General features: G+C 72.8%; 21 protein-coding genes. 9 read left to right on the top strand and 12 right to left on the bottom strand.

Annotated features, from left to right (window positions below; genetic code table 11):
- The first annotated feature begins 17 nt into the window (after positions 1-17).
- Positions 18-1,166, top strand: coding sequence for a cysteine--tRNA ligase (locus tag BMX74_RS02645; RefSeq protein ID WP_091097935.1), 1,149 nt, complete (start codon positions 18-20; stop codon positions 1,164-1,166).
- 119 nt (positions 1,167-1,285) lie between these two features.
- Complete coding sequence (locus BMX74_RS02640; protein WP_091097933.1) at positions 1,286-3,775, top strand: penicillin acylase family protein; 2,490 nt, start codon at positions 1,286-1,288, stop codon at positions 3,773-3,775.
- On the opposite strand, the gene BMX74_RS02635 is transcribed toward BMX74_RS02640, so the two are convergent.
- Positions 3,759-4,172, bottom strand: a complete 414-nt coding sequence (locus BMX74_RS02635; protein ID WP_091097931.1) for a hypothetical protein — start codon at positions 4,170-4,172, stop codon at positions 3,759-3,761. The genes BMX74_RS02640 and BMX74_RS02635 overlap by 17 nt on opposite strands.
- Positions 4,173-4,361: 189 nt before the next feature.
- On the opposite strand from BMX74_RS02635, the gene sigJ reads away from it, so the two are divergent.
- On the top strand, positions 4,362-5,348 hold the full coding sequence (sigJ, locus tag BMX74_RS02630) for an RNA polymerase sigma factor SigJ (RefSeq protein WP_091097929.1): 987 nt from the start codon (positions 4,362-4,364) through the stop codon (positions 5,346-5,348).
- Here the strand turns inward: sigJ and BMX74_RS02625 are convergent.
- Positions 5,300-5,722 (bottom strand): hypothetical protein, encoded by a 423-nt coding sequence (locus tag BMX74_RS02625; RefSeq protein ID WP_055508390.1) that lies wholly within the window; start codon positions 5,720-5,722, stop codon positions 5,300-5,302. The genes sigJ and BMX74_RS02625 overlap by 49 nt on opposite strands.
- A gap of 75 nt (positions 5,723-5,797) precedes the next feature.
- Here BMX74_RS02625 and BMX74_RS02620 point away from each other — a divergent pair, with 75 nt between their 5' ends.
- Positions 5,798-6,769: a hypothetical protein gene (locus tag BMX74_RS02620; RefSeq protein ID WP_091097926.1), complete on the top strand. Its 972-nt coding sequence runs from the start codon at positions 5,798-5,800 to the stop codon at positions 6,767-6,769.
- Between the two features lie 85 nt (positions 6,770-6,854).
- Here BMX74_RS02620 and BMX74_RS02615 read toward each other — a convergent pair whose 3' ends face one another.
- From BMX74_RS02615 to mshB, 3 genes are all read right to left on the bottom strand, one after another.
- On the bottom strand, positions 6,855-7,349 hold the full coding sequence (locus BMX74_RS02615; protein WP_236715091.1) for a flavin reductase family protein: 495 nt from the start codon (positions 7,347-7,349) through the stop codon (positions 6,855-6,857).
- An 83-nt stretch (positions 7,350-7,432) separates the two neighbouring features.
- Entirely contained in the window at positions 7,433-7,849 is a 417-nt protein-coding gene (locus tag BMX74_RS02610; RefSeq protein WP_055508383.1) for a DUF6113 family protein, read from the bottom strand.
- Between the two features lie 11 nt (positions 7,850-7,860).
- Positions 7,861-8,766, bottom strand: a complete 906-nt coding sequence (mshB, locus tag BMX74_RS02605; protein WP_055508653.1) for an N-acetyl-1-D-myo-inositol-2-amino-2-deoxy-alpha-D-glucopyranoside deacetylase — start codon at positions 8,764-8,766, stop codon at positions 7,861-7,863.
- Between the two features lie 44 nt (positions 8,767-8,810).
- On the opposite strand from mshB, the gene BMX74_RS02600 reads away from it, so the two are divergent.
- On the top strand, positions 8,811-10,877 hold the full coding sequence (locus tag BMX74_RS02600; protein WP_091097922.1) for a S9 family peptidase: 2,067 nt from the start codon (positions 8,811-8,813) through the stop codon (positions 10,875-10,877).
- A 127-nt stretch (positions 10,878-11,004) separates the two neighbouring features.
- Here the strand turns inward: BMX74_RS02600 and BMX74_RS02595 are convergent, their stop codons facing one another.
- From BMX74_RS02595 to BMX74_RS02585, 3 genes are all read right to left on the bottom strand, one after another.
- Positions 11,005-12,762, bottom strand: a complete 1,758-nt coding sequence (locus tag BMX74_RS02595) for an ABC transporter ATP-binding protein (RefSeq protein ID WP_055508379.1) — start codon at positions 12,760-12,762, stop codon at positions 11,005-11,007.
- 2 nt (positions 12,763-12,764) lie between these two features.
- A complete protein-coding gene (locus tag BMX74_RS02590) occupies positions 12,765-14,468 on the bottom strand; it encodes an ABC transporter ATP-binding protein (protein ID WP_091097920.1) in 1,704 nt (567 codons plus the stop codon).
- Between the two features lie 92 nt (positions 14,469-14,560).
- On the bottom strand, positions 14,561-15,733 hold the full coding sequence (locus BMX74_RS02585; protein WP_176573559.1) for an MFS transporter: 1,173 nt from the start codon (positions 15,731-15,733) through the stop codon (positions 14,561-14,563).
- 332 nt (positions 15,734-16,065) lie between these two features.
- Here BMX74_RS02585 and BMX74_RS02580 point away from each other — a divergent pair, with 332 nt between their 5' ends.
- The gene (locus tag BMX74_RS02580; RefSeq protein WP_091097918.1) at positions 16,066-16,707 is read left to right on the top strand and encodes a phosphotransferase; all 642 of its coding nucleotides are present in this window, start codon (positions 16,066-16,068) and stop codon (positions 16,705-16,707) included.
- On the opposite strand, the gene BMX74_RS02575 is transcribed toward BMX74_RS02580, so the two are convergent.
- Together BMX74_RS02575 and BMX74_RS02570 are read right to left on the bottom strand one after the other, a co-directional pair.
- A complete protein-coding gene (locus tag BMX74_RS02575; protein WP_055508371.1) occupies positions 16,697-17,200 on the bottom strand; it encodes a GNAT family N-acetyltransferase in 504 nt (167 codons plus the stop codon). The two genes, BMX74_RS02580 and BMX74_RS02575, sit on opposite strands and share 11 nt — an antisense overlap.
- A 37-nt stretch (positions 17,201-17,237) precedes the next feature.
- Entirely contained in the window at positions 17,238-18,221 is a 984-nt protein-coding gene (locus tag BMX74_RS02570; protein WP_091097916.1) for an alpha/beta fold hydrolase, read from the bottom strand.
- A 228-nt stretch (positions 18,222-18,449) separates the two neighbouring features.
- On the opposite strand from BMX74_RS02570, the gene BMX74_RS02565 reads away from it, so the two are divergent.
- Entirely contained in the window at positions 18,450-19,604 is a 1,155-nt protein-coding gene (locus BMX74_RS02565) for an RtcB family protein (RefSeq protein WP_055508367.1), read from the top strand.
- A gap of 11 nt (positions 19,605-19,615) precedes the next feature.
- Here BMX74_RS02565 and BMX74_RS02560 read toward each other — a convergent pair whose 3' ends face one another.
- Entirely contained in the window at positions 19,616-20,620 is a 1,005-nt protein-coding gene (locus BMX74_RS02560) for a hypothetical protein (RefSeq protein ID WP_055508362.1), read from the bottom strand.
- A gap of 76 nt (positions 20,621-20,696) precedes the next feature.
- Complete coding sequence (locus BMX74_RS02555; protein WP_091097913.1) at positions 20,697-21,842, bottom strand: FAD-dependent oxidoreductase; 1,146 nt, start codon at positions 21,840-21,842, stop codon at positions 20,697-20,699.
- 58 nt (positions 21,843-21,900) lie between these two features.
- Here BMX74_RS02555 and BMX74_RS02550 point away from each other — a divergent pair, with 58 nt between their 5' ends.
- Positions 21,901-22,371, top strand: a complete 471-nt coding sequence (locus tag BMX74_RS02550; RefSeq protein ID WP_201784762.1) for a MarR family winged helix-turn-helix transcriptional regulator — start codon at positions 21,901-21,903, stop codon at positions 22,369-22,371.
- Between the two features lie 261 nt (positions 22,372-22,632).
- On the top strand, positions 22,633-23,073 hold the full coding sequence (locus BMX74_RS02545; RefSeq protein ID WP_055508356.1) for a PaaI family thioesterase: 441 nt from the start codon (positions 22,633-22,635) through the stop codon (positions 23,071-23,073).
- The last annotated feature ends 433 nt before the right edge of the window (positions 23,074-23,506 follow it).

The raw sequence follows: 23,506 nt of genomic DNA, 5'->3' as shown, positions 1-23,506 counted from the left end.
CCGACTAGGCTCGGGGAATGCTGCGGATCCACGACGCGCGCACCGGGCGGGTCCAGGAGGTCAGGCCCTCAGGGGCGCTGCGCCTGTACGCCTGCGGCCCGTCGGCCCACCGGTACGCCCACCTCGGCGATCTGCGTGCCCAGCTGCTGCCCGACCTGGTCAGGCGGGTGCTGGAGCGGCGGCGCGTGCGGGTGGTCGTCTGCAGGGGCGCCGCCGGCGGCGAGGACGGCGTGCCGGCCGAGCGGGTCCGCCTGCACGAGGAGGCGCTCTCCCGTGACGCGGCGGCGCTGAACCTGCGCCCGCCCGAGTACGCGCCGGACGCGGCCGAGTCCGCTGGCCTGGCCGTGGACCTGGTCGGCGAGCTGGTCGGGCGCGGGCACGCGTACGCCACGCCCGGCGGCGCGGTCTTCTTCGACGCCAAGAGCCTCTCCCCCGGCGGTGACGACTCGGGCGAGGCAGCGGTGGCGACCGTTGACTGGCCCCTGTGGACGCCCGGCGGCGACCCGTCCTTCGGCTCCCCGTGGGGCCCGGGGCTGCCCGGCCCGCACGTCGTGTGCTCGGCGGCGGCGCTGCGCTTCCTCGGCGGCCGCGTGGACGTCCACGTCGGGCCGCCCTCGGCGCACCGTGAGCGCGCCCTGTCCGAGGCCGCGGCCGGGCACGAGGTGGTAGGGCACTGGCTGTGCGGCGCCGGGCTGCTGTTCGAGGGCCGCCCGATGGACGGGCCGGCGGAGGAACCAGCAGGGGGCACGGCAGAGGGCACGGCGGAGGGCGGGGTGCTGCTCGGAGACGTGACGGCGGCCGGGCTCGACCCCCTCGCGGTCCGGCTGGCGTTCCTGGAGCGGCACTACCGCGAGCGGGCCGACCTGTCGTGGGAGGCGCTGCGTGCCGCCGACGCGACGCTGCGGCGGTGGCGGGCGCGCGTGGCCGAGTGGGCCGAGTCGCCCAGCGCCCCCATGGCCGCCGCGTACGTGGAGCGGGCCGAGTCGGCCTTCCTGGACGATCTGGACACCCCGTCGGCTCTGGGCGTGCTGCGGGAGCTGGAGCGCGACGACTCGGTGGCTCCGGGGGCCCGGTTCGAGGCGTTCCTGCACCTCGACCTCGTCCTCGGGCTCGACCTGTCCACGGAGATCGGCAAGGCGCGCGTGGAGGGTCCGGCCCGGTCCTGACCGGCGGGTCGTCGCCGCCCGCCGGGCGCCGGCGCGGGGCGGTCGGAGGAGTGAGCCCGGACTGACAGACTTAGGGACAGTTCGGCGACATGGAGGTATCGGTGCGGCCCTTTGCGTGGATGCCGTGGCCCTTGCGGTGGTTCGCCAGGGTGTTAACCGTTCTTCTCGTGCTGGCCCTCGTGCTGGCGGGCGTGCTCGTCTACACCGTGCGGAAGTCGTTCCCGCAGGTGGACGGGACGCTGCGGCTGCCCGGCCTGAGCCGCCCCGTGGAGATTTATCGCGATAAATCAGGAATTCCACACATTTACGCCGACAGCCCGGCGGACCTGTTCATGGCCCAGGGCTTCGTCCACGCCCAGGACCGCTTCTACGAGATGGACTTCCGCCGCCACATCACGGCAGGGCGGCTGTCGGAGCTGTTCGGCGCGGCGACGCTCGACAACGACAAGGCCATCAGGACCATGGGCTGGCGCAGGGTGGCCGAGCAGGAACTGCCCGAGCTGGCCATCCAGACGCAGGACTACCTCGCGGCCTACGCCAAGGGCGTCAACGCCTGGCTCTCCGCCAACCCGAACGCCTCCGACCGCAGCCTGGAGTACTCCGTCCTCAAGGTGCAGAACGGCTCGTACCAGCCGGAGCAGTGGACGTCCGTCGACTCGCTCGCCTGGCTCAAGGCGATGGCGTGGGACCTGCGCTCCAACATGGAGGACGAGATCGACCGGGCGCTCGCCCTGACCAAGCTGCCCAAGGAGCGGGTCGAGCAGCTCTACCCCGGCTACCCGTACGACAGGCACGCCCCGATCGTCACCGAGGGCGCGATCGACCAGGGACGCTTCGACCAGCGCGCCGAGCCGCGGCTGCGGACCAGCCCCACCACCCTGGCCCAGGCGGCAAGGACGCTCGACGCCGTGCCGAGCACGATGAGCACCGCCGACCGCGCGGGCGTCGGGTCGAACTCGTGGGTGGTGTCGGGCGAGCACACCGAGAGCGGCAAGCCGCTGCTCGCCAACGACCCGCACCTGTCGGCGCAGATGCCGTCGGTGTGGTACCAGGCGGGCCTGCACTGCAGGAAGCTCAGCGCCGAGTGCCCGTACGACGTCACGGGCTTCACCTTCTCCGGCGTCCCCGGCGTGATCATCGGGCACACCGACAAGATCGCCTGGGGTTTCACCAACCTGGGCCCCGACGTCGCCGACCTCTTCCTGGAGAAGGTGACGGGCGACACCTACCTGTACAAGGGCGAGCAGGTCAAGCTGGAGACCCGGCAGGAGCAGATCAAGGTCGCCGGGGGCAAGACCGTGACCATCAAGGTCCGCGGCACCAGGCACGGGCCCCTCATCAACGAGGTGATGGAGAACGCCAGGCCGAGCGGCGAGGCGAACGCCGTGGCGCTGCAGTGGACCGCCCTCATGCCCGGCAGGACCGCCGACGCGATCTTCGCGCTGAACCGGGCGGGCGACTGGGACGAGTTCCGCGCCGCCGCCGCGCTCTTCGAGGTCCCCGCGCAGAACCTCGTCTACGCCGACACCAGCGGCAGGATCGGCTACCAGGCCCCCGGCCGCGTCCCGGTGCGCGAGGGCGGCGACGGCACCTGGCCGGTGCCCGGCTGGACCGGCGAGTACGACTGGAAGGCCGCCCCCATCCCGTACGACCAGCTCCCCTCCGTGGAGAACCCGGCCGACGGGTTCATCGTCACCGCGAACAACGCCGTCATCGACCCCGACCGCTACCAGCCGCTGCTCACCAAGGACTGGGCGTACGGCTACCGGTCGCAGCGCATCCGCGAACGTATCGAGGCCGCCGTCAAGAACGGCAAGATCGACGCGGGCACGATGGCCGACATCCAGCGGGACGACCGCAACGAGTTCGCCGACACGCTGATCCCCGCCCTGATGAGGGTGGGGCTGGCCGGGCCGAGCGTCCGCGCCAGGGACCTGCTCAAGGACTGGGACCGCCGCCAGGGCCTCGGCTCCGCGCCGGCCGCGTACTTCAACGCCGTCTGGCGGCACCTGCTCAAGCTGACGTTCGACGACGACCTGCCCGAGGCGGCCCACCCGGCGGGCGGCGACCGCTGGTACGAGGTCGTCCGGCGGCTCCTCGACGCCCCTGACGACCCGTACTGGGACGACACCGCCACCGCGAACGTCACCGAGACCCGCGACGACATCCTGCGCCAGGCCATGGCCTCCGCCTACCAGGAGCTCGCCGAGACGCTGGGCGAGGACGTGAAGGCGTGGCGCTGGGGCGACCTGCACACGCTGGAGCTCACCAACGGCTCGCTCGGCACGTCGGGCATCGCGCCGGTGGAGGCGCTGTTCAACCGCGGCCCGCTCGCGGTGCCCGGCGGCAAGGACGCGGTCAACGCCACCGGCTGGAACGTCCAGAACGGGTACGAGATCACGGCGGTGCCGTCGATGCGGATGGTCGTGGACCTGTCGGACCTGGACAGGTCCCAGTGGATCAACCTGACGGGCGCCTCCGGGCACGCCTTCCACCAGAACTACTGGGACCAGGCCGAGCTGTGGGCCAAGGGCGAGCTGCTGCCGATGCTCTCCAAACCGGAGTCGGTCAGGAAGGCGGCGGCGCACACGCTCAGGCTGACCCCCTGACCGCGGTCGTCCCGCCGGAGGCTCCCGAGGCCCGGATCCGTACCACCTGAAGGACGCTCATGCCGAACATCAGGACGCCCAGGGGGACGTGCACGGCCTTGACATGCGCGATCCCCAGGGCGATCTGCGCCGACGCGACCGCCAGGAACGCGACCGCGTACAGGATGGGCCTCGGCGAGCCGCCGCCGGGCCGCCACACCCCGATCGTGACGGCCAGGTGCAGCAGCGCCACCACGAACAGCGTGTACGCACCGGCGCTGTGCAGCGCCCCGCCACTCGGTGCGGACAGCAGCAGCCCCGCCGTGATGGCCTGGACGAAGACCGTCACGGCCTGCAGAGTGAGCACGGCACGCAGGAGCGTGAGGTGGCCTTGTTTCGTCGTCGTGCGTGTGGGCATGGCGAGGTCTTCCCTTCTCGATCCCGTCCGAGGCGCGCGGCCCGCGTCCGCGGCGGCTCGCGGCCTGGTGTCTCACCGGTCTGACGGCACAGCCGCCGCGGATGTGAGGCGGCGCGCCGGCCTCACACGCCGGCGCGCTGTCTCGTCGGTCCGGTGAGGACGGATACGACCGAGGGAGCCGGCGACGCCATGACCACACCATCCGAGCCGGGACACGGCCGGCCCGACCCGGGCCTGAGCGCGATCATGAGCGAGCGGCGTCAGCTGGTCAATCTCGCGTACCGGCTCCTCGGCTCCCTGGCCGAGGCCGAGGACGTCGTCCAGGAGACCTACGCGCGCTGGTACGCCATGACCCGGGCGCAGCAGGAGGCCATCGAGTCCCCCGGCGCCTGGCTGACGAAGGTGGCCGGTCGCATCTGCCTGGACCTGCTCCGCTCGGCGCGGGTCCGGCGCGAGAGCTACGTGGGCGAATGGGTCCCGGAGCCGCTGCCCGACGGCACGGAGTGGATCAGCGGGCGGCCGGGCGGCACGGTGGACCCGGCCGACCGGGTCACGCTCGACGAGTCGATCAGCATGGCCTTCCTGGTCGTGCTGGAGCAGATGACTCCGGCCGAGCGGGTCGCCTTCGTCCTGCACGACGTCTTCCGGTATCCCTTCGCCGAGGTGGCCGAGATCGTCGGCCGTACGCCGGCGGCCTGCCGCCAGCTCGCCTCGTCGGCCCGCCGGCGCATCCGCGACTCACAGGCTCCGGCGGCTCCCGCGGCCCGGCAGTCCGGCCTCGTCCGCGATTTCAGGCAGGCGTGGGAGGCCAAGGACATCCGGGCCCTCGTCGGCCTCCTCGACCCCGGCGCCACGATGATCGCCGACGGCGGCGGCCTGGTCGGCGCCGCCCTCCGCCCGATCGAGGGCGGCGAGCGGATCGCCCGCTACCTCGTCGCCCTCGCCGACAAGGCGCCCGGCCTGACGATCCTGGAGCGCACGGTCAACGGCCAGCCCGGTCTGGTGGCCCAGCAGGGCGGCGTCACCGTCACGGTGGCGGCGTTCGACGTCCCGGGCGACCGGATCAGGCGCATCTGGGCGGTACGCAACCCCGAGAAGCTCTGGCCCTGGACGCCCGGCGCCTCTGGTCAGCGGGAGGAGCGGCGTCTGCGCCACCACAGGGCGGCGCGCGGGTAGCCGCCGTCGTCCAGTCCGGCCAGCCGTTCGAACACGTTGTACGACGCCTGGTGCCCGCACACCAGCACCGAGGCCAGCATCGCCAGCAGGTAGAGCGGGAGCATGGGGAGCCCCGCGCACCACGCCCACTGGGTGGCGTGGCGGGCCTCGTGCCTGACGAGGCGCTCGTTCAGCGCGGGCGCCCTGGTCAGCACGACGTTGCCGACGGTGAAGGCGCCCGCGACGGGGAAGCGGTAGCGGTAGCCGTACGCGAGGATGAGGCCGTCGGGGCCGGGTCGCCGCGCCGCCCCGCCGACGGCCGCGATCAGCAGGCCGAGGGGGGTGGCGAGGTTGACGTAGTTCACCGCCCGCCGGACGCGGAAGCGTCTGTCCATACGACTCAGCCTTGACCAATCTTGACAACTCGGAATAATGGTCCGAGTCCTGAAATCTCCCCCAAGAGCAGGATTATGAGACTCAGCATCCTGGGCACGCTGCTCGCCACCGCCGCACTGGCAGGAGCCGGAGGAGTCGCGATCACCCAGACCTCCGCATCCGACCCCCTGCGTTCCACCGAGCCGCCACGCGGCGCGCAGGTGGCGTCACCCACCTCGTCCACACCCACACCGACCCCCACCACCGGGAAATACACCGCGAAGACCAAGGTGGTCAAGAAGAAGGGCGTCTCCTACCTGGACGTCTCGGTCACCTACGACAAGGCGGCCCGCTTCACCGTGAAGCAGAAGGTGTGCAAGGGCGGTTCCTGCCGCACCGCCAGCACCCAGCTGCCCGTCACCACCGGAGCGGGCAAGGTCACCAAGAAGCTCGGCAAGGGGACGTACAAGGCGAAGGGCAAGCCGTCGGTCAGCGTGAAGCACCTGCCGTGGCCGACGGCCACGGTTACGGCCTCCCCCACGGCCAAGGTGACCGTGACCGCAACCCCGTCCGCCACGGCCACCGTCACGCAGCAGGCGACGGCGACGGTCACGCAGGCCGGCCCCACGGTGACCCAGGCGGGGCCCACAGTGACCGCCACAGTGACCGCCACTGCGACCGCCACTGCGACCGCCACGGTGACGGCGACGGTGACGTTCACCTGCCAGCCGGCCCCGCCGACGGGCGAGCCTGCCCCTCCGACCACCTCGCCCACCCTCACGCCCACAGCAACGGGCACAGGGACGGGGACAGGCACGCAGACGGGCGACCAGGCGGCCGTCCCGCAGACGGTCACGCCGCCGCCCGTCCCCGTCACCCCTCCCCCCGCGCAGCCGCTCACCCCCGAGCAGGCCGCGCCGACGCCGGGCCTCGTCCCGCAGGAGGTGCCGACCTGCGGCGCCACCCCGGCGCCGCCGGTCACGCCGACCGAGACCCCCACCGGCACCCCCACCGGCACCCCGACCGGCACCCCGACCGACACGACGAGCCCCACTTCCACCGGGTGACGCGGGGCTCCGCGGCCTTGACCTGATCGGCGGCCGTCCCCGCCCTCCGCGGCGGGACGGCCGCCGCTCCGTGCCGGGAGCCGGGTCAGAGGGTGCCGTAGCCGCCGTCGTAGTACAGGAGCGGCGCGTCGTCGGACGGGGCGGCCAGGGCGGTCACCGCGCCGACGACGATCGAGTGGTCGCCGCCGTCGTGGACGTCCTTCGTCGAGCACTCCAGCGTGGCGAGCGCCCCGTCGAAGAGCGCCACGCCCGACGCCCCGCGGTGGTGGCGCCACCGGGCGAGCTGGCCGTCCAGCGGACGTCCGCGGTGGGCGAAGAAGCGTGAGGCGTCCTCCATCGACGCCGGCAGCACCGAGACGCCCCACACGCCCGCCTCCAGCACCGCCGCGTGGAACCGCGCCACCTTCTCGGCGCAGAACAGCACCAGCAGCGGGTCGAGGGAGACGGAGGTGAACGAGTTCACGGTCATGGCGTGATCGACGTCGCCGACCCGGGTGGTGACGACCGCCACACCGGTGGCGAAGCGGCCGACGACTTTGCGATAGGTACGGGAGTCCACCGGCCGCTCTAGAAAACGCACGAACGTTACTTTATGCCGCGTAGGGCTCCAAACAGAATGTTCTTAGGTGTGAGGAAGCGGACCTTCCGCCGCGCACCGCCCTGTCAGGAGTCCTTCGGGACGTAGCCATGCAGGAGCCACGAGCCGCCGCGGTGCGACGACGGGGACATGAGGAACGCCGCCACCAGGGCCACCAACCCCCCGTACAGGTAGACGTAACCCGCGGCCCCCTGGGCGATCACCAGGTCGCCCGAGCCGAGCTGCAGCGTGAACGGCATCGTGACGAGCAGCCACCCGAGCGCCGGGGCGACCACGCCCAGCCGGGTGCGCATGAGCCTGCCCGCGCCGAGACAGACCCCGAACAGCGCCAGCACCCAGCAGACGGCGGCCACCGGCACCGGCCCGGCCTGCCCCACCGGGTGGGTGAAGCCGCCCACGACCCCCATGACGACGCCCAGCACGAAGAGCATGCCGTACGCCGCCCCGCCCAAGGCCGACTCGGCGTGGCTGCGATGTTCCATGTGGACCGAGGTTAGCCGATGCCCGCGAACAGATCGTTCTCGCGGTTGTGGGGCTCGCCGAGCCCGCCCGCCTCGACCGCCGGGCCGGGCACGGCCCGGCCCGGGACCCCGACGGCCAGCACGTAGTGCTCGACGCCCAGCACCTCCTGGCCGACGTTGTTCGACAGCGCGAACCACGGGTCGGCGACGGTGATCTGCGTGGCGTGCGCCCGCATGGCCTCCATCTTGTTCCCGATCCAGGGCCTGGCGTCGATCTCGGTGGTGATGTCCTCGTCCGGGGTGCCGAACGGCAGGTCGTCCACGTCCTCGACGACGAAGCCGTGGTCGGCCTCGCGCAGCGCCTCGACGGTGCGCCGCAGCACCGACCGCGGGTGCGCCGTGTGGTAGAGCTTGGCGACCTGCCACGCCCGGCCCTCGCCGAAGCCGGGCTCGGCGGCCAGCTCGAACGCCCGGTGCGCCACCCGGTGCGCCTGGATGTGGTCGGGGTGGCCGTAGAAGCCGTTGCCGTCGTAGGTGACGAGCACCTGCGGGCGCACCTCGCGGATGATCTTGACGAGCTCGCCCGCCGCCTCGTCCAGGTCGGCCCGCCAGAACGCCTGGGGCCGCTCGTTCGTGGCCGCGCCCATCATGCCGGAGTCGCGCCAGCGCCCCTGCCCGCCGAGGAAGCGGTGGTCCTCGACGCCCAGCGCGGCGCAGGCGGCCGCCAGCTCGCCCACGCGGTACGGGCCGAGCGCGTCGTCACGGTCGGACGCCAGGTGCGCGAGGTCGCCGGGGATGACCTCCCCCTCCTCGCCGAGGGTGCACGTCACCAGCGTGACGTGGGCCCCTTCCGCGACGTACTTGGCCATCGTGGCGCCGGTGCCAATCGACTCGTCGTCCGGGTGGGCGTGCACGAGCAGGAGCCGTCGGTCAGTCATGGCCATGAGCGTAACAATGGCGCGTTCCTGGCAGGATTGGCCCCATGAGTGAGAGCTTCCCGCGTCTGTCTGCCAGGACCCGCCGGTTCACCCTCGGGGTGCCCAGGGGCTTCACCATCTCCCCGGACGGCGGCCGGGTGGTCTTCCTGCGCACGAAGTCCGGCACCGACCCGGTGACGTGCCTGTGGGAGCTCGACACCGAGACCCACGTCGAACGCCTCGTGATCGACCCGCGCACGCTCAGCCAGGACGAGGAGAACCTCCCGCCCGAGGAGCGGGCCAGGCGCGAGCGCAGCCGCGAGCAGGCGGGCGGCGTCGTCGCCTACAGCACCGACAAGGACGTGACCACGGCCGTCTTCGCGCTGTCCGGCGCGCTGCACGTCGCCGACCTGGCGAGCGGCGAGGTGCGCGGGCTCGACACGCCGGGCCCGGTCATCGACCCCCGGCTCTCCCCCGACGGCCGCCACGTCGCCTACGTCACCGGCGGCGCGCTGCGCGTGCAGGACCTCGCCACGGGCGCCGACCTCGCGCTCGCCACGCCCGAGTCGCCCACGGTGACGTACGGGCTGGCGGAGTTCATCGCGGCCGAGGAGATGGACCGCATGCGCGGCCACTGGTGGTCGCCGTCGAGCGACGCGCTGCTGGTCGAGCGGGCCGACGAGGCGCCCGTGCGCACCTGGTACATCGCCGACCCGGCCAACCCCGCACGCCCCGCCACCGAGCAGCGCTACCCGGCGGCGGGCACGCCCAACGCCGACGTCCAGCTCTTCGTGTTCGGCCTCGACGGGTCGCGCGTCGCGGTGCCGTTCGAGGAGGAGTACCTCGCGGCGGCGTCGTGGGACTCCCACGCGCTGTCGATCGTGACGCTCACCCGCGACCAGAAGACGATGCGGCTGTTCGACGTCGATCCGGCGACCGGCGCGTCCACGCTGGTGCGCGAGGACACCGACCCGGCCTGGGTGGACATCGTCTCCGGCGTCCCCGCCCACCTCGACGACGGCTCGCTGGTGTGGGTGGCGGCGTCGGAGGGCGGCCACCGGCTGTTCGTCGGCGACCGCGCGGTCACGCCGCCGACGCTCCAGGTGCGGGCCGTGCTCGACGTCGACCACGACAGCGTGCTGTTCAGCGCCAGCGGCGGCGACCCCGCCGACATCCACCTGTGGACGTGGGACGGCCACTCGCTGCTGCCCGTCTCCACCCGTTCCGGGGTGTTCTCCGGCCGGATGGCCGGGGGCGTCGGCGTGCTGTCGGAGCAGACGCTCGACGCCGAAGGCGTCTCCACGACCGTCGTCCGCCGCGACGGCACGGGCATCCCCGTCCCGTCGTACGCCGAGCGGCCGGGGCTCGACCTGCGCGTCTCGCTGGGCCGCTCCGGCCGCCGCGAGCTGTCCACCGCCGTGGTGCTGCCGTCCTGGCACGAGCAGGGGTCGGCCAGGCTGCCGGTGCTCATGGACCCGTACGGCGGCCCGCACGCGCAGCGCGTGCTGAACCGGCGCGGCGCGTACCTGGAGAGCCAGTGGTTCGCCGAGCAGGGCTTCGCCGTGATCGTGGCCGACGGCCGCGGCACCCCCGGCAGGGGCCCCGACTTCGAGCGGGCGGTGCTGAACGACCTCGCCACCCCCGTCCTGGACGACCAGATCGACGCGCTGCAGGGCGTCGCCGAGCAGTACCCCGACGACATCGACCTGAGCCGGGTCGCCATCCGCGGCTGGTCGTTCGGCGGCTTCCTCGCGGCGCTCGCGGTGCTGCGCAGGCCCGACGTCTTCCACGCCGCCGTCGCGGGCGCGCCCGTCACCGACTGGCGGCTGTACGACACCTGCTACACCGAGCGCTACCTGGGCGACCCCGAGGAGCAGCCCGAGGTGTACGACAAGTCGTCGCTGTTCGCCGACGCCGCCAAGCTGGAGCGCCCGCTCCTGCTGATCCACGGCCTGGCCGACGACAACGTGGTGGCGGCGCACACGCTGCGCCTGTCGTCGGCGCTGCTCGCGGCGGGACGCCCGCACAGCGTGCTGCCGCTGTCGGGCGTCACCCACATGACGCCGCAGGAGGTCGTCGCGGAGAACCTGCTGCTCCTCCAGGTCGACTTCCTCAAGAAGTCCCTGGGCTGAGGCCCACCCGGCCGGGCGCCCGCCGTGGGGCGCCCGGCCAGGTGCCGGTGGAGCCGGCCAGGTGGCGCCTCTGCGCGGGTGGAGCCTGTGCGCGGGTGGAGCCTCTGCGCGGGTGGCGCCGGTTCAGTCAGGTGCGGGTGGAGCTCGCCTTGCCGTGCCAGCTCTCCCACAGCGCCGCGTACGAGCCGCCCCGCGCCACCAGGTCCTCGTGCGACCCCAGCTCGCTGACGCGGCCGTCCTCGACGACCGCCACCCGGTCGGCGTCGTGCGCCGTGTGGAGCCGGTGCGCGATCGCGATCACCGTACGGCCCTCCAGCACCGCGGCCAGCGACCGCTCCAGGCGGCGGGCGGCCCGCGGGTCGATCAGCGAGGTGGCCTCGTCCAGCACGAGCGTGTGCGGGTCGGCCAGCACCAGCCGGGCCAGCGCGAGCTGCTGCGCCTGGGCGGGCGAGACGGCCAGGCCGCCCGAGCCCACCTGGGTGTCGAGCCCCTCCGGCAGGGCGAGCACCCAGTCCAGGGAGTCGACCGCGGCGAGCGCCGACCGCACCTCCTCGTCGCCGGCGTCGGGCCTGGCGATCAGCAGGTTGTCGCGGACGCTGCCCTTGAACACGTGGTGCTCCTGGGTGACCAGGGCGACGTGCCCGCGCAGCTCGTCCAGGGGCAGGTCCACGAGGGGCACCCCGCCCACCGTCACCGCGCCCGTACGCGGGCCGTGGATGCCCGCGAGCAGCCGCCCCAGCGTGGACTTGCCCGCGCCCGACGGCCCCACCATCGCCAGCCGCTCCCCCGGTTTCAGCGTCAGCGACACGCCGTGCAGCACGTCGCGGCCCTCGCGGTAGGCGTAGCGGACGTCGCTCGCCTCCAGCAGCTCGCCCTGCGGCCTGGCGGACGTCGCCACCCGGTCGTCGGGCACGTTCGCCACGCCGAGCAGCCGCGCCATCGCGGCGCCGCCCACCTGCAGCTCGTCGATCCACATGAGGAAACGGTCGAGCGGGTCGATGAGCTGCTGCGCGTACAGGGTGGCGACGGTGACCTGTTCGAGCGACACCCAGCCGCGGATGTAGCACAGGCCGCCCACCAGCAGCGTCGCCACGACCGGGATCACGTAGCCCAGCTCGACCGTGGGGAACCACACGGTGCGCAGGCCCAGCGTGTACCGCTCCGCCGCGAACGAGCGGCGGATGTCGGCGTCGGTGCGCTCCCGCCTGCGGCCCTGGAGCCCCAGCGCCTCCACCGCGCGGGCGCCCTCGACGGTCTCGGCCAGGCCCTCGGTCATGTCGGCGTACGCGGCGTTCTCGCGCAGGTAGCCGTCGCGGGCCCGCTTCAGGTACCAGCGGGTGGACAGCCAGATGAGCGGCGTCGCGATGAGCATGGGCAGCATGAGGAGCGGGCTGACCAGCACCAGCGCGCCCACCGTGATGACGAACGTGACCAGCGCGATCAGCGTCTCCGGCACCGCGTGGCGCACCGTGCGCGACAGCGAGTCGACGTCGCGGGACGTCCTCGTGATCAAATCTCCCGCACCGGCCCGCTCCACCGTGGACAGCGGCAGCGCCAGCACCTGGTCGACGAACTCCTCGCGCAGCTCGGCCAGCACCTGCTCGCCCAGCCGCGCGGAGGCGTACACCGCGTACCTGACGAGCGCGCCCTGCAGCAGCAGGAAGCCGCCGATGGCGAGGGCGACGAGCGCGACGTCGACGGGCGTGCCGTCCTTGACGTCCTGCACCAGGCCGCCGAGCTGCCACGGCACCGCCAGCCCGGCGACGGCCGCGAGGCCGTGCAGGGCGAGGGCGAGCGTGAGCTGACGCGGGTACTTCAGGGTCAGCCGCCTGGCGTAGGCGCGTACCTGCCTGCGGTCGGCGACCGGCAGGATCTCGCGAGCCATCCTCAGTCCTCCCCTCTCGTCACGGTCGCGGCGTAGCGCGGCGAGGAGTCGAGCAGTTCGCGGTGCGCGCCCTCGGCGAGCACCCTGCCGTCCTCGACGTAGATCACGTGGTCGGCCCGGTCGAGCACCAGCGGGCTGGTGGTGCAGACCAGGGTGGTCCTGCCGGCGCGGGCCGCGGCCAGGCGCTCGGCGATGCGCGCCTCGCTGTGGGCGTCGACGGCGCTGGTCGGCTCGACCAGGATGAGCACCTCGGGGTCGGCGAGCAGCGCCCTGGCCAGCCGCAGCCGCTGCTGCTGCCCGCCGGAGAACTCGCGCCCGGCCTCCGCCACGGGCGCGTCGAGCCCGTCGGGCAGGGCCTCGACGATGTCCTCGGCGCAGGCGGCCCGCAGCGCCCGCCACACGCGCTCGTCGTCGCCCGCTTGCGCGCGGTCGTCGGCGCGGACGTCCAGTTCGGCGCGGAGCGCGCCGGTGAACAGGCGGGCCCCGTTGTCGGCGACCAGGATGCGGGAGCGGACCTCGGGCAGCGGCAGCTCGGCCAGGTCGGTCCGGCCGAAGGTGACGTCGCCAGGCGCGTACCGGCCGAGGCGGTCGGCGATGGCGATGGCGTCCTCGGGCGCGCTCGCCGCCAGCGCCGTGAACCAGCCCGGCTGGAGCGTCACCCCGCTGTACGAGTCGCGCAGCACGCCGCCCTCGCTGCGGCCCGTGCCGCCGGTCACCTCGGGCTCCATCTCCAGGATGCGGACGACCCGCCTGGCCGCCACATGGCCCTTGGTGAGCTTGTCGGCCATCTCCGTCAGGGTCCGCAGCGGGCCGATGAGGAAGACGGCGTAGGTGTAGAAGGAGACGAGCTGGCCGACGCTGATCTCGTCGGCGACGGCGAACGACGCGCCGACCGCGGTGACCGCGGCGATCAGCAGGCCGGGCAGCACGATCTGCGCCCCTTCGAGCAGCGACTCGACCCGGGCGACGCGCACCCCGGCGTGCCGCACCCGCTGCGACTCCTCGCGGTAGCGGCCGGCGAACACCTGCTCGCCGCCGATGCCGCGCAGCACGCGCAGGCCCGACACGATGTCGGCGGCCCTGGTGGACAGGTCGCCGGTGATGTCGCGCTGCTCCTTCTGCCGCCGGTGCAGCGGCCTGAGCAGCGGGCCCACCGCCACGGCCATGAGCGGCACTCCGAACAGCACCAGCAGCCCGAGCGGCAGCGACGTCGAGATGAGGTACACGGTGACGACGACGATCGCCACGATCGAGCCGGAGCCGCGCAGCAGGATGTCCATGCTGCTGCCGATGTGGGCGATGTCGGAGTTGCCGACGCTGACCACCTCGCCGGTGGACAGCCGCTTCGGCAGCGTCGCGCCGAGCCGCGCCGCGTGCCGCGCCGTGAGCTGCACCGTGCGGTACGCCGCCGCGAGCCAGTTGTAGACGGCCAGCCGGTGGCGCATGACGCCGGTGGCGGCCTGCACCAGGCCCAGGGCGAACAGGATGCCCGACCAGGTCAGCAGCGCTGCCGCGTCCTTGTCGGTGACGGCGTCGACGCCCTTGCCGAGCACCGCCGGGACGAGCGCCTGCACCAGCCACCAGACCGTCGCGAAGCACATGCCCAGCAGGAGCGCGCCGCGCTGCCGCCCGGCGTTCCACCACAGGTAGCGGAGCGGGCTGCGGATGTCGGGCACGCCGGGATCGGCGTCGGGAAGGGAGCGCATAGCCTCACCAGGGTGGCAAGGCGTGAGCTGACCAGGCAAATGATTTTCGCCCGGCTAACGATCACCTCGGGGCCGGTGCCGCCCGCCCCGGTTCAGTCCCGCTGCGGGAGCTTCGAGAAGGCGCGGTAGGTGTAGAGGAGCGCGGCCAGCGCGGTCAGCGCCAGCAGGCCGTACCCGATCGCGTACGCGCCCGTGGCCGCGTACACGGCGCCCATGACGAGGGGCGGGAAGTAGCCGCCGAGGCCGCCCGCCGCGCCCACCAGCCCCGTCACCGTGCCCACCCGCGAAGGCTCGACGAGCCTGGCCACGAGGGCGAACACGCCGCCGGTGCCGAGGCCCAGGAAGAAGGCCATGAGCACGAAGCTGACCCCGGCCGGCAGCTCGGCGGGCGGCTCGAACGCCAGCACGAGCGCCATGAGCGCGGTGCCCGCGAACGACAGCAGCAGCACCCTGACCGGGCCGACGCGGTCGGACAGGGTCCCGCCGAGCGGCCTGGAGACGACCGCCGCGATCGAGAACCCCGCCGTGCGCAGCCCCGCGTCGGTCTGGGCGAAGTGGTAGACGGCCTGCAGCAGCGTCGGCAGGTACGTGGAGAAGGCGACGAAGCCGCCGAAGGCCACCGCGTACAGGAAGGCGCACTGCCACGTCGCCCTGATCCGCATGGCCTCGCGCATGCGGGGCAGCGCGGGGGTGGTCGCGGGCGTCCACGACGGCGAGTCGCGGCTGGCCAGCAGCATGATCACGCCCATGACGGCGAGCGCCACCGCCATGATGACGTGCGTGACGGGCCGCCCGAACGCCTCGGCCAGGCGCGGCGTGAAGAACGCCGACAGCGCCGTGCCGCCCATGCCCGCGCCGAAGACGCCGGTGGCGAAACCCCTGCGTTCCGGCGTGTACCAGGCGTTGACGAACGGGATGCCGACCGCGAACGACGTGCCGGGGATGCCGAGCAGGAATCCCCACAGCAGCAGCCACCCGTACGAGTCGGAGAACCCGACGAACAGGACGGGCACGATCGACACGAAGCAGATGACGGCGAACATCCTGCGCCCGCCCAGCCGGTCGGCGAGGATCCCGACGGGGATGCGTCCGAGCGCGCCGACCAGCACCGGGATCGCGACCAGCAGCGACGTCTCCGTCGGCGACAGCCCGAGCCGTCTGCTGTAGCTGCCGGACAGCGGGCCGATGAGGTTCCAGGCCCAGAACGTCAGGGCGAAGGCCGCCGTGGCGAGCGCGAGGTTGCGCGCCTGGCCGTTGCGGAGCACCAGCACTCCTCCTGGTCGCGGACGTCAGAGGTCACGACGTCGCGGACGGCGGGCACCGCGGGCCTCCGTCAGATCCGCTCCTGACGTCCCACCATCACCACGTCGCTCTGCTATGTGCCCCGTGACGCATGAGATGCACCTCATGGTGGCTTTACACCATGCATCCCGTGGCCGCCCCGGGGACGGTCGCGGTTGCCCCGTTCACCCCGGACGAGGCGGAGGTTTCGCGGTGAATGCCCCGTTTGCCCAGCTCTTACAGGATGTATCGGACCTGCGGCCGATGGCGCGCCGCCGTGCCGTCCGGGCCGCCCCGTGCGCCAGAATCGATCCCTGTGGAGCACGGGTACACCAACAGCACGGTCGGCGACGGCGCCCTGGTGGTCAAGTGTTACCAGGGCCCCGAGGCCGCGTTCAGGCTGGGCACGGAGAGCAGGTACCTGCGCCGCCTGCGCGGCCGGCTCCCGGTGCCCCGCGTCCACCAGATCACCTCGACCAGCCTGACCACCGCGTACGTCTCCGGCACCCACGGCCAGGACCTCCTGGACGACGGCCGCGCCGTCGAGGTGCTCACCGAGTGCGGCCGGCTCCTCGCCCGCATCCACCGGCTCGGCATCGTGCACGGCGACTACGGCCCGCAGAACCTCCTGCTCGACCCCGACACGTACGAGACCGCCGCCATCCTCGACTGGGAGTGGGCGCACCCCGGCCACCCCGTCGAGGACCTCGCCTGGTGCGAATGGATCGTGCGCAGCCACCACCCCGAGCACGCGCCGCTGCTCGGCCACTTCTTCCGCGCGTACGGCGAGGCGTACGGCGAGCCCCTGCCCGCCTGGCCCGAACGCCACGCCGCCATGCTCGCCCGCTGCCGCGACCTGCTCGACTTCTGCGGCCGGTGGGAGCCGGGCGGCCAGGGCGAGAAGCTGTGGCGCGACCGGCTCGACACCACCGCCTCCTGGGCCGCCGCTACGCCGTGAGGTCGGCGCGCCAGTCGTTGCACCGCATGAAGTGCCCCGGAGGGTACTCGAACTCGACCTCGCCCAGCAGCGTGAAGCCCGCCCTGCGGCACACGGCGTTGGACGGCTCGTTGCCCGCCGACGGGTAGGCGTGCAGGTGCGCGTGCCTGCCCTCGGCCCTCGCCAGCCCCACCACCGCGCGGGCCGCCGCGCCCGCCAGGCCCCTGCCCTGGAACTCCGGCAGGATGCCCCAGCCCGTCTCGTACACCGTCTCGCCGCGCCACTCCCGCTGCCAGTAGCCGACAGAGCCCACGGCCACGCCGTCGTGCGCCACCCGGAACATCCCGCCCGAACCCGCCTCACCGGGCTTCAGATAGCGGGCGTGCCTCGCCTCCACCTGCTCGTCGGTCTCGGGGCCGCCCAGGTGCCCGGTCATCTCCGGCGCGTTCAGCCGCCGCAAGAGGTCGAGGTCGTCAGGCGACCACGGCTCAAGACGTACAGAAGGAGTCTCCATGCGCCGGAGCGTAGCCACCCGGACCGACAGAACCGCCTCAGGCGGGGAGGGAGGCGAGCCAGGCGGTCAGGAGGCGGTTGGTCTCCTCTGGGCGTTCCTGCTGCAGGAAGTGGCCGCAGCCGTCGAGGACGCGCGACACCGTCAGCCCCGGCAACGTCACGGGGTAGGCCGCGATCGCCTCGGACAGCCACGTCGTGGAGGCGTCCAGCGCCCCTCCGAGGAACAGCGACGGCTGGGTGATGGGCGCGCCCTCCCACGCGGCCAGGTCCTCCCAGTCCCTGTCCATGTTCCGGTAGCGGTTCAGCGCCCCGGTCATGCCCGTACGCTCGAACTCCGCCGCGTACACGTCGAGCTCCTGCTCGCTGAGCCAGTCCGGCAGCCGCCCCGACGGGAACCGGTCGCGCAGCCTGCCCCCGGGGCTGACGAAGTGCGGGTCGGGGGCGCCCGGCGGGGGCATCGTGCCGGCCGACAGCGCGGCGTAGAAACCGGCGAGCCAGCCGCGCACGTCGGGCTCGATCTCCGCCTCGGCCCGCCCCGGCTCCTGGAAGTACGACACGTAGAACTCCTCCGCGCCGCCCATGCGGGCGAAGACCTCGCTGGGCCTGGGACCCCCGGGCGGGGTGTACGGCACGCTGAGCAGCCCGACCGCGCGGAACACGTCCGGCCTGACCAGCGCGGACGTGGCGGCGATGGTCGCGCCCCAGTCGTGCCCGACGATCACCGCGGACCGCTCGCCCAGCGCCTCCACCACCGCGACGTTGTCCTCCACCAGGTCGAGCATCCGGTACGCCTCCACCGCCGCCGGCTTGGAGGAACGCCCGTAACCCCGGACGTCCACGGCGACGGCCCGGAAGCCCTGCGCGGCCAGCGCCGGCAACTGGTGACGCCACGAGTACCAGGACTCGGGGAACCCGTGCACCAGCAGGACGAGCGGTCCGCTCCCCTGCTCCACGAGATGGATCCGCCCGGCCGGCGCGGACACCGACCGATGAATGGGCGCGTTTCCCAACGTCTCCGCCATGAGTCCTCCCGAGCAGGCGTGTGCTTACGGTGCCGATCGTGGCGTTCCCGGCCCGTCCCCCACGACTCCTGTTGCCGTTCCGGCAAACCCGCGAACGCGACCGTCCATGCCCACGACGTCGCCGCGGCCGAGTCGCCGAACCACGGAATGCGCCGCATGAGATAAATAAGTGGGATCTCCTTCCTGATCAGGTCACACTGATCACCGACCAGTGAGGAGATTCCAGTCATGCCGCACCAGCCCGCACCGAACCTGCTGTCGTGGGCCAGCGAGATCGACGAAGGCACGATCACGCAGGCCGCGCGTACCGCCCGCCTGCCAGTCGTGGCCGGCCACGTCGCTCTCATGCCGGACGCGCACGTCGGCATCGGCGCGACGGTCGGCTCGGTGATCCCCACCGAGAACGCGATCATCCCGGCCGCCGTGGGCGTGGACATCGGCTGCGGCATGGTGGCCACCGAGACCACGCTGACCGCCGCCGACCTGCCCGACACCCTCGCCGCGCTCATGCCGATGGTGGAGCACCGCATCCCGGCGGGCGTCGGCAAGGGACACAGCGACCCGTCCATCGACAGCGCGCTGGGCGACCTCGGCCTGCCCCACACCGCCCTCGACACGGGGCAGGAGAGGAAGGTCTCGCAGCAGTTCGGGACGCTCGGTTCCGGCAACCACTTCGTCGAGGTCTGCCTGGACGAGCGCGACCGGGTCTGGACGGTCCTGCACTCGGGCTCGCGCGGCATCGGCAACCAGCTCGCCCAGCTGCACATCACGGGCGCCAAGAACCTGATGAAGCAGCAGGACGCGAGCCTGGAGGACCCCGACCTCGCCTACCTGGTGCAGAACACGCCGGAGTTCACGGCGTACGTCGAGGACATGCTCTGGGCGCAGCGTTACGCCATGGCCTCACGCGCCCGCATGGACAGGGTCCTGGTCGACGCCCTGTTCACGGTCGTGGGCAGGGGCGAGCGGGTCCGGACGATCAACTGCCACCACAACTTCACGCAGCGGGAGACGCACTTCGGCAGGTCCCTCTGGATCACCCGCAAGGGCGCGATCAAGGCCGACACGGGCGACGAAGGCGTCATCCCCGGTTCGATGGGCACCCGCTCGTACATCGTGCGCGGCCGGGGGAACCCGGAGTCGTACCACTCCTGCTCCCACGGCGCGGGCCGCCGCATGTCGCGGACGAAGGCCAAGCGGGCGCTGTCGGCGGCCTCCCTGGCCGAGGCGATGCGCGGCCGCACCTGGAACGCGGACCGGGCCGCCGCCCTCGTGGACGAGCACCCGGAGGCGTACAAGCCGATCGACCAGGTCATGGCCGACCAGAGGGACCTGGTGGAGGTGCAGCACACCCTGCACCAGATCTTCAACTACAAGGGCTGAGGAGTTCCGCGTCAGGACGGGCGGCGGGCGGTGAAGGACGCATGGAAGTTCTCCTTCCCGTCCGCCTTGAGCAGCGTCTCGACGACCTCGCCCCTGAGGTCCACGACGCCCACGCCGTCCTTGGTAGAGGCGAGGAGGCGGTTCTCGTCGTACCAGCCGAGCACGGTCCCCCACTTCTCGTTGAAGGCGAGCCTGATCCGGGTCACCGCCTTGCCCGTCGCGGTGTCCCAGACGCACGCCGCCTGCTCCAGTGCGGTGCACGCGGTGACGAACCGGCGTCCGGACGGGGTGAACGTCCCCAGGCCCTGACCGGCGGGCCTGCCGCGGACGTGCCAGGTCCGCCTGACCTGGCCGTCCAGGTCGTACAGGCGGACGGACGAGCTGCCGTTCCTGCCCCACCGGACGACGACGCCCTCGCCGTCGCGCGTCCACTGGAAGCCGCCGACGGTGATCAGCGCCTTCTCGATACGGACGAAGCGCGGTTCGAGCGAGGGCACGTCGATGAGGACGACGCCCTCGGAGCGGGGCTCGGACCCGGGCGCGAAGACGTTCACCAGCAGCCGGCGGCCGTCGGGGGACCAGGTGGGCCACAGCGTGTCGAGGTACTGGTCGCCGTGCTCGGTGTGCTCGACCGGGACGGGCAGCTCGACGTCGGAGGTCCTGCCCGTCTTCCTGTCGCGGAAGCGGACGACGGACGCGGCCCTGGTGTCGCGCCGCAGGATCGCCTCCCAGCGCTCGTCAGGCGAGACGGTGACAGGGTCCTCGCCCCGGACGAAGGCCCGCCTGGCGGGGGCCCAGTTCCACGCGCTGAGGCCGCGGTCGCCCAGCGTGCTGTAAGACGTGAGCTGGACGGGCCGGCCGGCCAGGTTCGCGACGACGCTCGCGGAGGCGCCCGGCAGACGGCCCGGCCGCGGCTGCGGCACGTCGGCGGCGCCCCCGGTAAGGGGCACGGTCAGGGGCACGGTGAGGGTCATGGTCAGTGTCGCGGTCAGCGCGACGGTGAGATGTGCGAGCATGCGGCCTCCTTGATCCCCGGGACCAGCGGATCGTACAAGATCGCGTGGAACCGTGCGGGTGGAACCGCCCGGCCCGTCAGAGCGTGACGTGGTGGCGGTAGAGCCAGCCCAGTGACTTCTGGTCGGCGGCACGCCTCAGGAACGCCGGCATCACGAGGTCGCGGAACACGCGCCCCACCGGCCCTGGCGCCTTGCTGTTGCTGATCCGCCGCGAGTACGCCACCACGCGCTCGGCCCTGCCGCGCCGCTCGGCTTCGTAGCGGGCGAACGCCTGCTGGTGGCCGGGCTCGTCGCGCAGGCACCTGGCGAGCACGACGGCGTCCTCGACGGCGAGTGACGCGCCCTGGCCCGCGCTGGGCGAGGTGGCGTGGGCGGCGTCGCCGATCAGCACGACCCGGCCGCGGTGCCAGCCGGCGAGCGGCGGCAGGTCGTAGACGGGCAGGCCGGATCCGAGGTCGGCGGTGCGGAGCAGGTCGGCCGTGGCGTTGTGGTCGCCGGCGAACGCCTCGACCAGCGCGGGCCTCCAGTCGGCGGGCTCGTCGCCGAGGCGGCGGGGCAGGTTGGCGAACCACCAGGTCTCGCCGGACGCCGCCACCGTGTAGCCGAAGAACGCCTTCTTGCCGAAGATCATGTGGTACGTCCCCGGCTCGCCCGGCAGGCCGGGCACCTTCGTGATGCCGCCGAACCCGTACAGGCCGCTGTAGCGGGGCCGTGGCCCGCGTGGGTCGAGCAGCGCGCGGGTGCGCGAGTGCACCCCTTCCGCGCAGATGAGGACGTCGCCCTCGGCCCACGTCCCGTCCTCGAACCCGGCGACCACGCGGTCGCCGGTCTCCTCGAAGGTGACCAGCCGCTTGCCGTACGAGATGGTGATGCCGCGCGCCACGGCCTCGTCCCGGACGACCCGGTAGAGGTCGGAGCGGAGGATCGTGTGGCTGACGGTGCCGTCGTCCAGGGCGAGGCCGTTGGCCACCTCGCCGAGCCGCTTGCCGGTGCCGCTCCACATGACCATGCGCGGGGTGGGGATGCCGGCGGCCATGACCGTCCGGTGCGCCCCGAGCACGCGTAGCGCGTCGAGCCCGTTGGAGGCGAGGTTGAGGAAGGCGCCGACTCCTTCGGCCCCCTTGCCGTACGCCTCGAAGATCTCCGCCTCGATGCCCGCCTCCCGCAGGGCCATGGCCATGGCCGGGCCCGCGATGCCACATCCTGTGATCAGTGCCTTCATCGCGCTAACCTTTCGTTCGGTCGAACGAAATAATAACCACGGAAGGAGAGGGATGTCCATGGATATTTCGGAGCATCGAAAGAATCTGCTCGAAGCGCTCGTCTGGGCGGGTCGCGAGACCAGCAACGCCGCGGTCATGTACCACACGGCGATGAGCGGGCTGCTCGGCCTCGGCCCCAGCGAATGGAAGACCCTCGACCTCCTGCAGCGGCACGGCCCCCTCACCGCGGGCGAGCTGGCCCAGCACACCGGGCTCGCGCCGGCCTCCGTCAGCGGGCTCGTCGACCGGCTCGAAGCCAAGGAGCTCGTCCGCCGCGTCCGCGACACCAAGGACCGGCGCCGGACCATCGTCGAGTTCGTCCCGGACACGTTCGCCGGGTCCGCCCACGTCTTCGAGCCCCTGCTGAACGGCCTCGCGGAACTCCACGCCGAGTACACCGACGAGCAGCTCGAACTGATCCTCGGCTACCTGACCCGGGCCGCGGCGATCCAGCGCGCCGCCACCGCCGAGCTGGAGAGACTCCGCTGACCCCCCGCACCACCGAGCCCGAAGGACGCCCGCCGAGCTCTCGCACCACCGAGCCCGAAGGACGCCCACCGAGGCACAGCACCGCCGAGCCCGAAGGACGCCCGCCGAGCTCTCGCACCACCGAGCCGGAAGGACGCCCACCGAGGCGCAGCACCGCCGCGACCGCGGTTTCTGTCGGCGGCCTCGGGTTCAATGTCCCGCATGGACACCACGTCGGGTTCAACGTCCCGCATGGACACCACGTCGGGTTCAACGTCCCGCATGGACACCACGCACGCCGACCGGCGCGGACCGTTCTGGGACGTCCTCGCCGGGCGCGCCGCCCCGCCGCCCGCCGCGCAGCTCCTCGGCTGGGAACTCGTCCACGTCGATCCCGCCCAGGGCGCCATCGAGGTGGCGTTCCAGGCCGGTGAGCAGTTCCTCAACCCCGCCGGCGTCGTCCAGGGCGGCTTCCTCGCCGCCATGCTCGACGACACCCTCGGCCCCGCGCTCGTCGCGACCCTGCGCGAAGACCAGTTCGCGCCCACCCTCGATCTGCACGTGCAGTTCCTCCGCCCCGCGCGCCCGGGACGCCTCACCGGCCGGGGCCGCGTCGTCAAACGCGGCAAGGAGATCTGCTTCCTGTCCGGCGAACTCCACAGCGCCGACGACACACTCCTCGCCGTCGCCACGGCGACGGCACGCGTCCAGACCATCAGGTGAACGGCGTCGCGGCCGCCACTGCGCGCGGAAGGCCACCTCGCGGGCGTCCGGCGAGGGGCCGTCGGGCAGCGGCCGCTTCTCGCCCTTCAGGCGCAGGTCGAAGAGGGCTCCCACGGACGTGCGGGTGATCTCCAGCGAGCGCCTCGGGGCAGGCCGCCGGAGTCCGGCAGCACGCGGGGTCCGTGAAGCAAGTTCCCTCCGTACGCGCCACCGTCAGCCAGCGCTTCCAGCCGCTCATCCCGGGCCGGCTCTCGTCCGACGTGCCGTCCTTGCCGGGGACGTGGCCTGCCTCGCTCCCCACCAGCAGGAACGGCCGGTCGCGCCGCACCGCGAGGTGGAAGGTGCCGTCGAGGTTCGCCGCGGCCCGCACCCGGCGGTCCGCGGCCATGAGCACGCCGCGCAGGCGGCGGGCAGGCGGCGGGCAGCGCGACCG

This window comes from Nonomuraea pusilla (assembly GCF_900109355.1).
Classification (GTDB): Bacteria; Actinomycetota; Actinomycetes; order Streptosporangiales; family Streptosporangiaceae; genus Nonomuraea; species Nonomuraea pusilla.
This window is presented reverse-complemented; position numbering and strand designations above follow the sequence as displayed.

Bases quoted from the DNA above. Each gene is read 5' to 3' on its own strand.
- BMX74_RS02645 (WP_091097935.1), top strand. From the start codon at position 18: ATGCTGCGGATCCACGACGCGCGCACCGGGCGGGTCCAGGAGGTCAGG.
- BMX74_RS02640 (WP_091097933.1), top strand. From the start codon at position 1,286: ATGCCGTGGCCCTTGCGGTGGTTCGCCAGGGTGTTAACCGTTCTTCTC.
- BMX74_RS02635 (WP_091097931.1), bottom strand. From the start codon at position 4,172: ATGCCCACACGCACGACGACGAAACAAGGCCACCTCACGCTCCTGCGT.
- sigJ (WP_091097929.1), top strand. From the start codon at position 4,362: ATGACCACACCATCCGAGCCGGGACACGGCCGGCCCGACCCGGGCCTG.
- BMX74_RS02625 (WP_055508390.1), bottom strand. From the start codon at position 5,722: ATGGACAGACGCTTCCGCGTCCGGCGGGCGGTGAACTACGTCAACCTC.
- BMX74_RS02620 (WP_091097926.1), top strand. From the start codon at position 5,798: ATGAGACTCAGCATCCTGGGCACGCTGCTCGCCACCGCCGCACTGGCA.
- BMX74_RS02610 (WP_055508383.1), bottom strand. From the start codon at position 7,849: ATGGAACATCGCAGCCACGCCGAGTCGGCCTTGGGCGGGGCGGCGTAC.
- mshB (WP_055508653.1), bottom strand. From the start codon at position 8,766: ATGACTGACCGACGGCTCCTGCTCGTGCACGCCCACCCGGACGACGAG.
- BMX74_RS02600 (WP_091097922.1), top strand. From the start codon at position 8,811: ATGAGTGAGAGCTTCCCGCGTCTGTCTGCCAGGACCCGCCGGTTCACC.
- BMX74_RS02595 (WP_055508379.1), bottom strand. From the start codon at position 12,762: ATGGCTCGCGAGATCCTGCCGGTCGCCGACCGCAGGCAGGTACGCGCC.
- BMX74_RS02590 (WP_091097920.1), bottom strand. From the start codon at position 14,468: ATGCGCTCCCTTCCCGACGCCGATCCCGGCGTGCCCGACATCCGCAGC.
- BMX74_RS02575 (WP_055508371.1), bottom strand. From the start codon at position 17,200: ATGGAGACTCCTTCTGTACGTCTTGAGCCGTGGTCGCCTGACGACCTC.
- BMX74_RS02570 (WP_091097916.1), bottom strand. From the start codon at position 18,221: ATGGCGGAGACGTTGGGAAACGCGCCCATTCATCGGTCGGTGTCCGCG.
- BMX74_RS02565 (WP_055508367.1), top strand. From the start codon at position 18,450: ATGCCGCACCAGCCCGCACCGAACCTGCTGTCGTGGGCCAGCGAGATC.
- BMX74_RS02560 (WP_055508362.1), bottom strand. From the start codon at position 20,620: ATGCTCGCACATCTCACCGTCGCGCTGACCGCGACACTGACCATGACC.
- BMX74_RS02555 (WP_091097913.1), bottom strand. From the start codon at position 21,842: ATGAAGGCACTGATCACAGGATGTGGCATCGCGGGCCCGGCCATGGCC.
- BMX74_RS02550 (WP_201784762.1), top strand. From the start codon at position 21,901: ATGGATATTTCGGAGCATCGAAAGAATCTGCTCGAAGCGCTCGTCTGG.
- BMX74_RS02545 (WP_055508356.1), top strand. From the start codon at position 22,633: ATGGACACCACGCACGCCGACCGGCGCGGACCGTTCTGGGACGTCCTC.